The 13,280-nt window shown below is 64.2% G+C and carries 15 protein-coding genes; 7 read left to right on the top strand and 8 right to left on the bottom strand.

Annotated features, from left to right (window positions below; genetic code table 11):
- Positions 1 to 154 precede the first annotated feature (154 nt).
- Positions 155 to 904, top strand: a complete 750-nt coding sequence (locus ACK4OE_RS10985; protein WP_409884850.1) for an SDR family NAD(P)-dependent oxidoreductase — start codon at positions 155 to 157, stop codon at positions 902 to 904.
- Positions 905 to 920: 16 nt separating this feature from the next.
- Here ACK4OE_RS10985 and ACK4OE_RS10980 read toward each other — a convergent pair whose 3' ends face one another.
- Complete coding sequence (locus tag ACK4OE_RS10980) at positions 921 to 1,949, bottom strand: LLM class flavin-dependent oxidoreductase (RefSeq protein WP_409884849.1); 1,029 nt, start codon at positions 1,947 to 1,949, stop codon at positions 921 to 923.
- Positions 1,950 to 2,150: 201 nt separating this feature from the next.
- On the opposite strand from ACK4OE_RS10980, the gene ACK4OE_RS10975 reads away from it, so the two are divergent.
- The 5 genes from ACK4OE_RS10975 to ACK4OE_RS10955 all read left to right on the top strand — a co-directional run bounded on the left by ACK4OE_RS10975 (position 2,151) and on the right by ACK4OE_RS10955 (position 5,872).
- A complete protein-coding gene (locus ACK4OE_RS10975; protein ID WP_409884848.1) occupies positions 2,151 to 2,636 on the top strand; it encodes a CZB domain-containing protein in 486 nt (161 codons plus the stop codon).
- A 396-nt stretch (positions 2,637 to 3,032) separates the two neighbouring features.
- Complete coding sequence (locus ACK4OE_RS10970; RefSeq protein ID WP_409884847.1) at positions 3,033 to 3,785, top strand: M48 family metallopeptidase; 753 nt, start codon at positions 3,033 to 3,035, stop codon at positions 3,783 to 3,785.
- Between the two features lie 52 nt (positions 3,786 to 3,837).
- Positions 3,838 to 4,629, top strand: a complete 792-nt coding sequence (locus ACK4OE_RS10965) for a TIGR02594 family protein (protein ID WP_409884846.1) — start codon at positions 3,838 to 3,840, stop codon at positions 4,627 to 4,629.
- Positions 4,626 to 5,150 (top strand): hypothetical protein, encoded by a 525-nt coding sequence (locus ACK4OE_RS10960; RefSeq protein ID WP_409884845.1) that lies wholly within the window; start codon positions 4,626 to 4,628, stop codon positions 5,148 to 5,150. Before ACK4OE_RS10965 ends, ACK4OE_RS10960 begins: the two co-directional genes overlap by 4 nt.
- Positions 5,151 to 5,323: 173 nt before the next feature.
- A complete protein-coding gene (locus ACK4OE_RS10955; protein WP_409884844.1) occupies positions 5,324 to 5,872 on the top strand; it encodes a hypothetical protein in 549 nt (182 codons plus the stop codon).
- Positions 5,873 to 5,909: 37 nt separating this feature from the next.
- Here the strand turns inward: ACK4OE_RS10955 and ACK4OE_RS10950 are convergent, their stop codons facing one another.
- The 5 genes from ACK4OE_RS10950 to ACK4OE_RS10930 all read right to left on the bottom strand — a co-directional run bounded on the left by ACK4OE_RS10950 (position 5,910) and on the right by ACK4OE_RS10930 (position 9,974).
- Entirely contained in the window at positions 5,910 to 6,539 is a 630-nt protein-coding gene (locus ACK4OE_RS10950) for a DJ-1/PfpI family protein (RefSeq protein ID WP_409884843.1), read from the bottom strand.
- A 41-nt stretch (positions 6,540 to 6,580) separates the two neighbouring features.
- Positions 6,581 to 7,129 carry a crossover junction endodeoxyribonuclease RuvC gene (gene ruvC / locus ACK4OE_RS10945; protein ID WP_409884842.1) on the bottom strand — a complete coding sequence of 183 codons (549 nt, stop codon included), beginning with the start codon at positions 7,127 to 7,129 and terminating at the stop codon, positions 6,581 to 6,583.
- 81 nt (positions 7,130 to 7,210) lie between these two features.
- Positions 7,211 to 8,203 carry a phosphatidate cytidylyltransferase gene (locus ACK4OE_RS10940; RefSeq protein ID WP_409884841.1) on the bottom strand — a complete coding sequence of 331 codons (993 nt, stop codon included), beginning with the start codon at positions 8,201 to 8,203 and terminating at the stop codon, positions 7,211 to 7,213.
- A gap of 2 nt (positions 8,204 to 8,205) precedes the next feature.
- Complete coding sequence (locus ACK4OE_RS10935; RefSeq protein ID WP_409884840.1) at positions 8,206 to 8,979, bottom strand: lysophospholipid acyltransferase family protein; 774 nt, start codon at positions 8,977 to 8,979, stop codon at positions 8,206 to 8,208.
- 83 nt (positions 8,980 to 9,062) lie between these two features.
- Positions 9,063 to 9,974, bottom strand: a complete 912-nt coding sequence (locus ACK4OE_RS10930) for an AraC family transcriptional regulator (protein ID WP_409884839.1) — start codon at positions 9,972 to 9,974, stop codon at positions 9,063 to 9,065.
- Positions 9,975 to 9,999: 25 nt separating this feature from the next.
- Here ACK4OE_RS10930 and ACK4OE_RS10925 point away from each other — a divergent pair, with 25 nt between their 5' ends.
- On the top strand, positions 10,000 to 11,502 hold the full coding sequence (locus ACK4OE_RS10925; protein ID WP_409884838.1) for a cytochrome P450: 1,503 nt from the start codon (positions 10,000 to 10,002) through the stop codon (positions 11,500 to 11,502).
- Positions 11,503 to 11,594: 92 nt separating this feature from the next.
- Here the strand turns inward: ACK4OE_RS10925 and mtgA are convergent, their stop codons facing one another.
- Positions 11,595 to 12,329: a monofunctional biosynthetic peptidoglycan transglycosylase gene (gene mtgA, locus ACK4OE_RS10920; RefSeq protein WP_409884837.1), complete on the bottom strand. Its 735-nt coding sequence runs from the start codon at positions 12,327 to 12,329 to the stop codon at positions 11,595 to 11,597.
- Positions 12,330 to 12,360: 31 nt separating this feature from the next.
- Positions 12,361 to 13,200: a shikimate dehydrogenase gene (gene aroE, locus ACK4OE_RS10915; protein WP_409884836.1), complete on the bottom strand. Its 840-nt coding sequence runs from the start codon at positions 13,198 to 13,200 to the stop codon at positions 12,361 to 12,363.
- Between the last annotated feature and the right edge of the window lie 80 nt (positions 13,201 to 13,280).

Raw genomic sequence — 13,280 nt, 5'->3', positions numbered from 1 at the left:
TGATGGTAGCCGCTACCCATGGCACCAGTGACGCGCGCCAGTCCCACTGCCCAAGGCATGACCCACGTCAAGGTACTGACGCACCGGGCGCGCAGAATAAAAACGGATCTGTGGCATCGGGTTGCAGGCGGTCTGGACAAACAAGGAGTCTTTCATGCTGAAGAACAAGGTGGCGTTGGTAACGGGCGCGTCGTCGGGCATCGGGCGCGCGATTGCGCTGGTGTGGGCGCGCGAAGGCGCCAAGGTGGTGGTATCTGACGTGAACGTGGCTGCGGGCGAAGAAACTGCAGCCTTGGTGCGTGCCGCCGGGGGTGACGCGATATTTGTGGCGGCAGACGTTGGCAAGCCCGAGGACTGCGAAGCGCTGGTCAACAGCACCGTTGCTCACTACGGCCGCCTGGACGTGGCCTGTAACAACGCGGGCATTGGTGGCCCGCAGGCGCCCACCGCCGACTACCCGCTGGACGGCTGGGCGCAGGTCATCAACATCAACCTGTCGGGCGTGTTCTACGGCATGAAGTACCAGATCGCCGCCATGCTCAAGAACGGCGGCGGCTCCATCATCAATATGGCGTCCATCCTGGGCTCGGTGGGGTTTGCCACCGCGTCGGCATACACCGCTGCAAAACACGGTGTGGTGGGGTTGACCAAGGCGGCGGCCATTGAATACAGCGCGCACGGCGTGCGCATTAACTCCGTGGGGCCTGCCTTTATCCACACGCCCATGATCAGCGGGCTGGAGCAAGACGCGGGCATCAACGCGATGCTGGTGGGGTCACACCCCATCGGCCGCCTGGGCCAGCCCGAAGAGGTGGCCGAACTGGTGAGCTGGCTGGCGTCCGACAAGGCGTCGTTTGTGACCGGGGCGTATTACCCGGTGGACGGCGGCTACCTGTCGCGCTGACGTTCCAAAAAGGCGCTCAGGCTGGCACGGCGGCCTGGCTGAGCGCAGCGTGCGCCTGGGCTGCAATGTCCATCGAGCGCAGGCGCAGCGCCGGGTCGTAGACATCGCTGACCAGCATCAGCTCGTCGGCCCCTGTGGTCTCGGTCAGGTGCGCCAGTCCTGCACGAACCGTGTCAGGCCCGCCAATCACGGCGGCTGCCAGAAAGTCGCCAATGGCCGCGCGCTCTTGCGGTTGCAGGCGCGCGGTGTAGTTCTCGATGGGCGGCTGCAGGCGGCGGCGGTCGCCCGTCAAAATGCCCAGCACCCGCTGGTAAGTGCTGCTGGCCAGGTAGTCCGCCTCGTCATCGGTGGGCGCTGCAATCAGCGGCACGCCAATCGCCACATAGGGTTTGGGCCAGGCGGCAGACGGGCGGTACAAGTTGCGGTACAGGTCAATGGCCTGGTGCAGCAGCCGCGGCGCAAAGTGCGAGGCAAAGGCGTAGGGCAGACCACGCTCCGCCGCCAATTGCGCTGAAAACAGGCTGGAGCCCAGCAGCCAGATGGGCACATTGGTGCCCGCGCCCGGCATGGCAATCAGGCGCTGGTTCGGCTCGGCCGGTGCCAGCAGACGCTGCAACTCGGCCACATCCTGCGGAAAGTCGTCGGCCGTCTCCACCCGGCTGCGGCGCAGCGCGCGCATGGTGGCCTGGTCGGTGCCCGGTGCGCGGCCCAGCCCCAGGTCGATGCGGCCCGGGTACAGCTCGGCCAGTGTGCCAAAGGCCTCGGCCACCACCAGCGGCGCGTGGTTGGGCAGCATCACGCCGCCCGACCCGACACGGATGCGCGAAGTGCCGCCAGCAATGTGGCCCACCAGCACCGCCGTGGCCGAGCTGGCGATACCCGCCATGTTGTGGTGTTCAGCCAGCCAATAGCGGGCAAAGCCCAGCTTTTCAGCGTGTTGCGCAGTGCGCAGTGCAATCTGCAGCGCATCGGCTACGGTGCCGCCTTCTCGGACGGCAACCAGGTCGAGCATGGACAGGGCGGGGCGGTGTGCAGTGGATGTCATCTGCGCATTGTCCGGCGGCCTGCGGTTTTGTGCCGTGCGCGCGTGAGAGCTGGCAGCGATAGCAGGGTCGCCCGCAGCGGATTTCATCAGTTGGTGATTTTTTGGTAGCCAAAACTACTCAGCCCCCACAAAATGTTTCAAGACATTTCGGTGGGTGCTTGGGTGGCGCCTTGCGCAGCGTGCTGCAAAAAGGGATCTCGCATGGGTTTTTTCAGTCGATTATTCAGGATCAAGGAGCAGGACCCTGACAACCAGGACACCACCTGGGCCATGGAAGACAACGGGAGCGAACTGGTGCTGGACGCCGAATACGCCGCCACGCTCATGACCGAGATCGATATCGATGCGGCCATTGCCAGCCACGAAGGATGGCGACTGCAGCTGCAGGACATGGTCAACCGCCGATCGGATGAAGTCATGCGCCCCGAGCGCATCTGCCACGACGACCGCTGCGACCTGGGCCGCTGGCTGTATGGCACCGGGCGCCTGCGGCTGGGGCACTACCCCGCTTTTGGCATGTTGGTGGCGCGGCACAAATACTTTCACCAACAGGCGGCCGAAGTGGTCACGCTTTTCCAGGCGGGCGAGCAGCAAAAGGCGGTGCAGCTGCTCAACAGCAGCTGTCGCCACGCATCCAACCAGGTGTTGCTGTTGCTCAAGGAACTCAAGCGCGGGCTGGGGCGCTGACGGACACACATCTGCACTCTTGGCGTGTGCAGAGCGGTGTGAAGGCTTGCAAAACGCGCTCGCACCGCCAGTGGGTCATTGACTCATCTATTGATAGCTGTGAGCGCTTGATGAATAAGCGCTAGAGCCACTTTTGGCTTGAATTTTGACTCCCATCGCGCGGTAGAGCCTGCGCCTTGTGTAGCCACGGGGTGTGGGTCAATGCAGCCCACCCAGCGCATCGCCCAGCGGCCAGCATCGGCACACAGGTCTTACATCTGCAGACAACCCCCACCCCCAAAACAGCGGGTTGCGTGGCTATATTTCGGCGCACATGAGAGCCAATGCCTGCAGACGGTTGCTCAAAAAAACAAAGAACACACAAATTCAACCACCTATAGAGAGAGGGAATCCCCGATGGACCGCCGTAAATTATTGACGCTCGTGACCCTGGCTTCTGGCGTGAGCGCCGTATCGCCCGTGTGGGCGCAGTTTGACCTGGGCAAGATGCTGGACGCAGGCAAAGACTTGGCCAAATCCGAGTCGCTGACCGACGAAGAGGTGAAGTCGGCCTTTGACCAGATGGCCGCCGAAAGCGACCGCCAAAACCGCATCGCCCCCGCAGGCAGCCCCTATGCATCGCGCCTGACCAAACTCACCTCCGGTCTGGGCACGTATGACGGCCTGAAGATGAACTTCAAGGTCTACCTTACCCCCGACATCAACGCCTTCGCCATGGCCAACGGCACCATCCGCGTGTACTCCGGCCTCATGGACAAGTTCACTGACGACGAAGTGCGCTACGTCATCGGCCACGAAATCGGCCACGTCAAAAAGGGCCACAGCAAAGCCCGCATCCAGGCCGCCCTGCGCACCAGCGCACTGCGCAACGCCGTGTCGGCCAGCAACAGCCGCGCCGGCGCCATTGCCGACTCGCAACTGGGTGAACTGTTTGAAAAAGTGGTGCGCGCCCAGCACTCGCAAAGCAACGAACGCGAGGCCGACGACTACGCGATGGGTTTCATGAAGGCCAAGCGCTACCAGCCGGCTGCCTGCGTCAGCGCACTGGAGAAGCTGGCGGCCATGTCGGGCAGCGAATCGACCAGCTTCTTGTCCACCCATCCATCGCCGAAGGAGCGGGCGGAGCGGATGAAGACGCAGGTGGCTTGATCACATTACGGCGGCCCGAGCCGGAAACCAACAACGTAGCAAGGAGCATGAAGTGATAACAGACACGGTTGGCCAAGGGGGCCGCAACGCCCTGAACGACACCATGATCGTTCAGCGGCTGCTCAATCAGATCGACATTCCGGGAGCCCAGCAGTTGGTCGCTGACGGCTCACCAGGAGTTCGGACCATCTTCAAAATCCAGGCGTTTCAGCGCAGTATCGGAATCGCCCGCCCTGATGGGATCATCGCGCCGCGCAGCAAGACCATGACGGAATTGATGTGCCGGGCGAATGCGGAGAACTCGGTGCACGCGCAACTGTCGCTGACCAATCCTGCTCCGACCAGCGCTGATCTCGGAGCGCCTTGGATCGCAACAGCTGAGCGGGAAATCGGTCAGAAAGAAGTCGCGGGCCCAAAGGCGAATCCTCGCATCATGGAATACCACAAGGCCGCGAAATACTGGGCCAAGGATGATTCACTCGGTGTTAACGCGTGGTGCGGATCGTTTGTGGCCTGGGTCATGTCCCAGCACGGCCATGCAGCGCCTGCAAATGCATTCCGCGCGAAAGAGTGGGCTAGTTTTGGGACACCACTGAAAGCGCCTGTTTATGGCTCCATCGGTATCAAGAGCCGTTCGGGCGGAGGGCATGTGGCATTTGCCGTGGGCCAAAGCCGTGATGGCAAACACTACTACATGCTGGGTGGCAATCAAAGCAATGAAGTCAACGTCAGCCGCTATGGTGCGGACGTCTGGGATGCCTTCGTGTTCCCTGCGGGCGTCGCAGCAGGAGACACTCTGCCGGTCTATCAGGGCACAGCCAGTGATGCAGGGAGCGAAGCGTGAGACTGAAATTTCAGAGTGTTTGTCTTGTACTTTTTGCGGCAGTCGCAGGCGTAAATAGCACTCTTGCTACTCCGTTGGCCCAGCAGGCACCTTCTCTGATGGTTGATGCCGTCGAAGCTGAAGCGAGAGATTTTTTGATCAAATCAATTGCTGAAACACCGTATTCGGCGCTGGTCGTCCAGACAAGGGTCAGCATTCGACCCGTGGTTGAGAAGAAGCGCTCGGGAGACGAGCCGGAGGTGGTCAAAGACGAAATCCACACCTACCATGCTCGTGTGCTAGAGACGTTTCGCGGTAAGTCACTGACTCATATTCGGTATGAGATGGTCGTAGAAGCGGGCGAGGGAGCTGCGTTGAGCAGCACTCCACAGATTCTGACGCTGTGCGCAGGTCCTGCGGGCTTCTACTGGCCGGGAACGGGAGCTAGTTTCCCAGGTACTAAAGATTTTGTGGTCATTGCGCGCCGCGCAGGGCGTGAAGTGTCTTCACGCCCGCCGCGAGGATTTGCGCAGTGCAACTGACGCCAGCAGAGACAAGCATCGAAATTAGCTTCTCGGCCGCGAGGTTTTTCAAGCGTTTGGCGTAGCCCGGTCTAGCCACAGCTTTGACGCGGCCTTGCAACATAGGCAACGCGGTTCTTTGTACGTTGCCTATGCAATGGCATCGCCCATAGCTGTTCAACCAATCAACTGAAATGAACGTTCTCAAAGCAGTATTCGGTATCGATTTCACTCTTGCCGAGGGTGGCGCGTCTCGGTTTCACCACAATTGTCTGCCGGGCGGTTTGGCCTTGGTGAGCGCTACTCAAAAGGCCATGCTTGAACTCCATTTGCGCACGGCTTCTATGGCCGCTGCTTTGGTGGGGCCTCTCTTTTTTTTGACGGTTGTGCTGGGCATATTGGCAAACAACGGGTGGTTAGTCCTGCCTGTGCTTTTACTGACCGGAGGACTGGGTTTTTGGCATGTTCATGCCATTCACCGCATCGTCCTCCGCTCGAGGGATATTGCCACCGGGTTGCCGGAATCAGACATTCCAGTTTCCAGGGTCACCACGCCTTCGCCACGCAAGGTTTTGTTAGGACTCGTTGTTTGCAATGTCGTGTTAGCAGTCATGAGTGGTGGTCTTGTCCTGCTATCGGATCGAAGCTTTTATGTGGTGGTTGGCGCTATTGGATGTGGCATCGCGACGCTGCTTGCGCTGGTGTTCATAGGGGTTTGGATCAAAGCGCCACGACCTGCATGAACGTGCTCGCGCAGGCGGCAGAGTTGCTTCTTTGCCGTTACCGGGGCGGCCGAAGGTACCCAGGCGCTTGCGGATGCCCGCGGAAGTCGCTGTAAACCTTGCCATCCGGGTAGTACTCCGCCCCAAACTGCACCTTGCCTGCGGCCTCTTCGCTGCCCACCTGCGCAATGAACGCGAGCATCAGGTCGATGCCAGCAGACACTCCCGCAGATGTCCACACCGCACCGTCCTGCACCCAGCGTTGTTCTACGACCTCCACATCGCCCAGCGCGCGCAGGCGGTCCAGTGACCCCCAGTGCGTGGTGGCGCGCTTGCCGCCCAGCAGGCCGGCCGCGTGCAGCACAAAGGCGCCGGTGCAGACGGACAACACGGCCTGGCAGTGTTGCGCCTGTCGCGCCACAAATGCGCACATGGCGGGGTTGTCCACTTCACGCCGCGTGCCTTGGCCGCCGGGGATGAGCAGGTAGTCCAACTGCGGGCAATTGTCGAAAGCGTGGTGGGGATTGACCGAAAGCCCTTTGGCGCAGGTGATGGGTGCGGTGGTCTGCGCCACGGTCAGGCAGTTCTGGGGGCCATCGGCGTAGCGGCTCCACATGGTGAGCATCTCCCAGGGGCCGACGAAATCGAGTTCCTCAACGTCGGGGAAGAGAACGATGCCGAAATTCATGCCAGGCTCCTCGCGTTGTGGCGGCTCACAAAGCCGACTTTTCAATAACTCCGCCCACCCTTGTACATCGCATGCTGCCGCCGGTTCAGCGTGGCGGCTTCGCCCAACCGGGCCATGGCTGCCCCCGCATGCGCGTGCGTGATCGCCATGCCCAGGCCATCAGCCGCGTCGGTGCCTGGCAGGCCGGGCAGGCTGAGCAGGCGGCGCACCATCTCCTGCACCTGGCTTTTGGCGGCGCGGCCGTGGCCGACCACGGCTTTTTTCATCTGCAGTGCGGTGTATTCGGCCACCGGCAAATTGCTGGCCACCAGGGCGGTGATGCAGGCGCCGCGCGCCTGGCCCAGCAGCAGGGTGGACTGTGGGTTGACGTTGACGAACACGATCTCGACCGAGGCCACGTCGGGCTCGTAGCGGGCGGCCACCTCGGAAATGCCGTCGAACAAAATCTTCAGGCGCCCCGGCAGGTCGCCCAGCGCCAGCGTGGTGGTGCGGATGGTGCCGCTGGCCACGTAGCTGAGCTTGTGGCCGTCCATGTCCACCACGCCAAAACCGGTGGTCTGCAGGCCGGGGTCGATGCCTAAGATGCGCATTTGCTCATTATTTGATAGCTGCTAGCGCTTGATAGTAAAGCGCTAGAGGCCAATTTTGTTTAAATTTTCTCTGTCGATCTTTTACAGACCGAAATACCAGCGCACCGAATGGAAGAACACGGGCGCCGCAAAACACAGCGCGTCCACCCGGTCGAGCAGGCCCCCCGCGCCGGTGACGGACATGCCCTGCATGCCCCAGCTGGTGATCCCCCGGTCGCGCTTGAGGGCCTTCATCACCAGGTGCCCCAGGCTGCCCGCCACGCAGGCCAGCAGCGCCATGCCCAGCGCCTGGCCGGGCTTGAACGGGGTGATGAACGACAGCAGCCCACCGGCCAGGCCCCCCGCCGCTACACCGGCCAGCCAGCTTGTCCACTGAAAGCTCTGGCTGACCTGCGGCGCCACCGGCTTGTGCGAAAAGCGCCGGCCCAGCAAGTGCTGCACCAGCATGCAGGTCTGCACCACAAACACCAGGAAGAAAACGAGGAACGCACCCTTGTCGCGGTAGCCCGGGAAGTCCAGCAGCAGCAGCGCGGGTACATGGCTCATACCGTATACGCAGACCATGATGCCCCACTGCAGCTTGGCGTTTCGCTCCAGAAATCGCTGCGGGTCGTTGGCCAGTGCGCTCACCACCGGCAGCGCCAAAAACACGTACACGGGGATGAACACCGTGAACAGGTCAAACATCTTGCTGCCCACGATCCAGAACTGCAGCGGCAGCACCACAAAAAACGCCAGCACCAGGCTGCGGTGGTCGCCGCGCCGCGTGGGCGACAGCGTGATGAACTCGCGCAGCGCAAAAAAGCCCACGATGGCAAACAGCACCGTGGCCACCGTGTCGCCCAACACCCAGCCAATCCAGAACACCGTGGCCATGGCCCACGACGTTTTGAGCAGCCCCCAGAATCGCTTGGCCTCCAGCACGCGTGCTTCCGCTTCGGGGTCGTCGCTGGCGTGCTCGCGCAGATTGCGCACAAAGGCCCAGACGGTGACAACGGACAGGATGCCGAACATCACCAGGAACAGGGCGCCGACCTGTTGGGTGGCGGTGAGGTTGCGAAGGAAGTTGTTCATGTTCAGACTTCCCTGAGCGCAATCACGGCTCGGCGTGCGCGGTCCAGGAACGGACGGCGCTCTTCCCCTGCTTCCAGCTGCACAGGTGCCCCGAAGGTCACCGAACACAGGATGGGCACCGGCACCACTTCACCCTTGGGCATTACGCGCTGCACGTTGTTGATCCAGGCGGGCACCAGCACCACCTGCGGGAACATCTGCGCGAGCTTGAACAGGCCTGATTTGAAAGGCTGCGGCTCGTCTCCGTGGCCGCGCGTGCCTTCCGGAAAGATCACGATGGAGTCGCCGCTCTCCAGCGCGCGCACCAGCGGCGCCAGCGGATCGGATTCAGATAGGGCAGCGCGCAGGGCTTCGGGCGTGGGGGCAAGCGGCGGGGCTTCGGGCGACGGATCGGGCCCACCCGCCATGGCGGTGTCTGCATCGGCGGCAGCACTGGCTAGGGCGTGCAGCACGCCCACCGGTTCAGCAGCGACGGGCGCTGGAGGGCGTGCGGGCGTGGCCTGACGGTCGACATACACGGCGTTGAACACGGCGGTGGTGATCCATTGGCGGAACGGCGTCTTGGTCCAGTAGTCCTTGGCGGCAATGGGCCGGGTGATGCTGCGCAGCTCTTCGGGCAGCGCAGCCCAGATCAGCACCATGTCGGCGTGGCTCTGGTGGTTGGCGAAATAAATGCGCTGTTCGGCCTTGGGTGGGCAGCCGTACCAGCGGGCCTGGGACCCGGTCAGAAACCGCACGATCCCCAGCAAAAGGAAACTCATCAACTTGGCAAGCATGGCGGGGATGATACGGGGCGGTGTGCCTTGCTGGTCGTGTGCTGTGACGTGTCGCATCGCGGCAGCTGCTGCCCCTATGGCCGCTACACCCAGATTCGATATGCCCAGAACGCTTCGTCGCCGTAGATACCTTCGTACAGCGCCTGCGGGGAGTAGCCCGTGATGCGCCGCGTCACGCGGCACAGGTGCGACTGGTCCGAGAAGCCCGCGCCCGCAGCTACATCCGCCCAGTTCACTGTGCCGTGGGCGGTATCGGCCGCGATGGTGTCAAAGAACGCCTGCTCGGCCTTGCCAAAACCGCGCAGCTCGCGCAGCGGCAGCCCGGCCCAGCGCTTGATGCGGCGTTCCAGCTGGCGCAGGCTGCGGCCCGGGGCCGACATGGCGGCGCGCTGCGCCAGGTGCATGGCCCAGTCCCCATAGCGCTGTGCCTGCAGTATGTGCACGGGGCGGCAGGCTTGCCAGCGGGGCTCCAGAAACGCCTCCAGGCAGTCCATGCGCGCCGCGTCATCGGGCTGGTGCTGCACGGCCTCGCACATCGCAATCCAGTCGCGCGGCAGCACGGTTTGCGCATCCACGATGCGGTCGGTCAGCGCCTCGGGTTCCAGGCCGGTGAGCTGGTGCAGCGCATCGGGCATGAACATCACCATCATGGCGTGGGTGGGATCGGCGCAATAGCTGGTGCTGGGCCGGGTGTGCGGGCCCGTCAGCACCCAGCGGCCCGGGTAGGCCTCGCGCGGGCTGTTCAGACCGGGCATAGTGTCAGGGCGCTCAGAAAGCAGAGCCTCGCTGCGGCCTTCGAACCACCAGCTCAGGCTGCACAGGGGCGTGGCCGGGAAGCGGTTGATGCGTTGCTCGTCAGAAAGTGTGTGGCCCAGCGTGCTGCGCACCATGGCACCGCGCAGGCAGGCCGACAGGCTGGCGCGCGGCAGCCACAGCTGGCCAGAGGGGATCAGCCCCTGTGGATGCCGTGCGGAAGGTGGGACCAGGGTTGCCATGGGCCGCGAGTGTAGGGCAGGGGCGATGTCGAATTCGTTCAATACCTGGCCGCTGTTGCGCCGCACCATGCGGGCCATGAACCACGCCACCCCCACTGCGACGCCGCCGATCCCCGCATCCTCGCCCGAACCTGCGCGCACCGCGCCAACCCCCGGCGTTTTGCCCACAGGCCCCTCCAGCCGCTGGTGGGGCCTGCCCTTGTTGTGGGAGATGCGGGCCGACTACCTCGGTTTTGTGACCCGCCTGCAGCGCGACCATGGCGACCTGACCCGCATGCGCGTTGGCCCTGAAGACGCCTGGGATCTGCTGTCGCCCGACCTGGTGCGCGAGGCGCTGGTCACCCACGCAGACCAGCTGATCCGCTGGGAGCGTGGCATTGCCGTGTTTGAGCAGGTTTTCGGCCAGAGCGTTCTGGTGACCGAGGGCGACACCTGGAAGCGCCAGCGCCGCATGCTCATGCCTGCGTTCACCCCCAAACGCGTGGCGGGCTACGCGCAGCTCATGACCGATGCGGCCCGCAGCGCGCTCGATGCCGCTGTGCCCGCAGGCCAGTCCGAAGCCCTGGTGCCCATGGACACACTCTGGACCGATGTGGCCATGGATGTGATCCTGTGCACGCTGTTCAGCGAATCGGCCCAGGCCGATGCGCGCGATGCCGCCTGGGCCACACAAACGCTGTCAGAAGCCGCGTTTCGGGAAATGTTCATGCCCTTCACGCTGCCCGACTGGTTGCCCCTGCCCGGCAAAGCGGCCAAGCTGCGTGCACTCCGGGCACTCAAGGGGCTAGTGCAGCGCCATATCGACGCGCGCAGGCGAGAGGCGGGCGTCCCTTCGGGCGCCGCCCCGCAGCGCACGGATTTATTGCACATGCTGCTGGCGCTGCGCGACGAAGCCACCGGCGAGCCGCTGTCGCCGCAGGAAGTGTTCGACCAGTGCATGGTCAGCTTCCAGGCCGGGCACGAGACCAGCGCCACCACGCTGCTGTGGTGGAGCCGCCTGATGGCCGAACACCCCGAGGCCGCGCAACGCGCACAGGCCGAGGTGGACAGCGTGCTCCCCCCAGGTCAGACGCCCGGCCCCGAGCACTTGGCGCAGCTACCCTTTCTGGCCGCCACGCTCAAGGAGGCGCTGCGCCTGTACCCACCCATTGCCGCGCTGATGACCCGGCGCACCACCGCACCCATCACGCTGGGCGGCGTGGAGGTGCCCCAGGGCGCCATGCTGCGCATCACGCCCTGGGTGCTGCACCGGGATGAACGCTGGTTTGCCCAGGCCGACCGGTTTGTGCCGGAGCGTTTTCTGGACGATGCCCCGGCCATCCCCAAGGGCGCGTGGATCCCTTTTGGCGTGGGCCCGCGCGTGTGTATTGGGCAGCACTTTGCGATGCTGGAGATGACGCTGCTGGCGGCGCTGCTGCTGCAGCGTTACCGGCTGCAGTTGCCGGAGGGGGCGGCGGCGTGCGCGCCGAAGCTGCAGGTGACCTTGCGGCCGGATGCCCCCGTGGTGCTGCGGCTGCAGCGGCGCTGATCAGCACCCTCTGAATGCGCGCATGCATGCATCCAGGCCGGCAGACGTGGCGTGGCGCCAGCGGTGCGGTCTCCAACCGCTGACAGGCCCTGTCAGGGCAGTTCGGTACTCCCCATCCGCCCCGCAATCGACCGCGTCCTTCCCGCCAGATACGCCGACCCCGGTGTCTTCTCAAACCGCTTGGGTGCAGGCAGCATCACCGCCAGCCGCGCGGCTTCCGTGGCGCTCAGGCGTGAGGCGCTTTTGCGAAAGTAATGCTGCGCGGCCGCCTCGGCGCCGAACACGCCTTCGCCCCATTCCACGCTGTTGAGGTAAATCTCCAGGATGCGCTGTTTGCTCAGCAGTTGCTCCAGCAGCAGCGTCAGCACAAATTCCTGGCCCTTGCGCAGCAGGGTGCGTTCGCCTGATAGCAGCAGGTTTTTGGCCAGCTGCTGGGTGATGGTGGAGCCGCCGCGGATTTTGGGGGCACGCACGGGGCGGTCTGGGGCGCGGGCCTGTGATTTGCTGGCCTGGGCTTCGGCTTTGGCGTTGCGCTCCCAGGCTTTTTCAATCGCGTTCCAGTCCACGCCGTCGTGGGTCACGAAGCTGTCGTCTTCTGCTGCGATGACGGCGCGCTTGAGGTTGTCGGAGATGTCGGTGTACGGCACCCATTGCTGGCGCCAGCGCACGCGGCCGGTGCTGGCGACCTGGGTCCACGCCTCCGAGCGCTGAAAGCTGGTGGATTCCGGGTCGATGGCCGCCATGGCCGCGATGCGGACCACAAAGAACAGCTGCAGCGCCACCAGGGCGAACACTACCAGTCCCAGCCAGCGCAGCACAGCTTTCATCGCAGCGTGTCTCCGTGTGTGTTGTTGCCGGTCACGCGGCCCGCTGCATCTCGGCGAGCACCTGGGCCGACGGCGGGCGCACGCCGCGCCACAGCAAGAAGGCCTCTGCCGCCTGTTCCACCAGCATGCCCAGTCCGTCACGTGGCACGGCGCCGTGGCTGCGTGCCCAGTCCAGAAAGCCCTGGGCGGCGGGGCCATACATCATGTCGTAGGCCAGGCAACCCGGGCGCAGCACGCTGGCGGGCACGGGCACATCGGCACCGGCCAGGCTGCTGGCTGTGGCGTTGATAATTACATCAAAATTGGCCTCTAGCGCTTTTGGGGTAAGCGCTAGTAGCTCTGATTTTTGTAGCGTTGAGAGTGCGCTGTGCGATTGCACCAGGGCTTGCGCCTTGGCCAGCGTGCGGTTGGCCACGGTAATGTGCCGCGCGCCCGCCAGCAACAGCGGGCCCAGTACGCCGGCAGCCGCACCACCCGCGCCCACCAGCAGCACGTCGCGCCCCGCCAGTGACACGCCCGCATTGCGCGTGATGTCGGCCACCAGGCCCAGGCCGTCGGTGTTGTCGGCGTAAATGCTGCCGTCGGCGCGGAAGGTGAGGGTGTTGGCCGCGCCCGCCAGCTGCACGCGTTCGCTGCATTCGGTGGCCAGGCCCGGTGCCTCGGTCTTGAAAGGCACGGTCACATTGCAGCCGCGCCCGCCCTGGGCTGCAAACTCACGCACGCCCTGCGCAAAGCCGTCCATGGGCACCAGGCGGCGCTCGTAGGAGATGGGTTCCCCCGTCAGCTCGGCAAACCGGGCGTGGATGGTGGGCGAGCGGCTGTGGGCCACGGGGTTGCCCATCACGCAATAAAGATCAAGGGAGGATGTCATGGGGTTGCTACAGGGGGCGGGTCCGGGTGGGCGCCGGGCCAGGGATTGCGCGGGGCGGGCTTTGCCGAGCCGTTGGCAGC

It is taken from the genome of Acidovorax sp., assembly GCF_046314175.1.
Taxonomy (GTDB): domain Bacteria; phylum Pseudomonadota; class Gammaproteobacteria; order Burkholderiales; family Burkholderiaceae_C; genus Acidovorax.
This window is presented reverse-complemented; position numbering and strand designations above follow the sequence as displayed.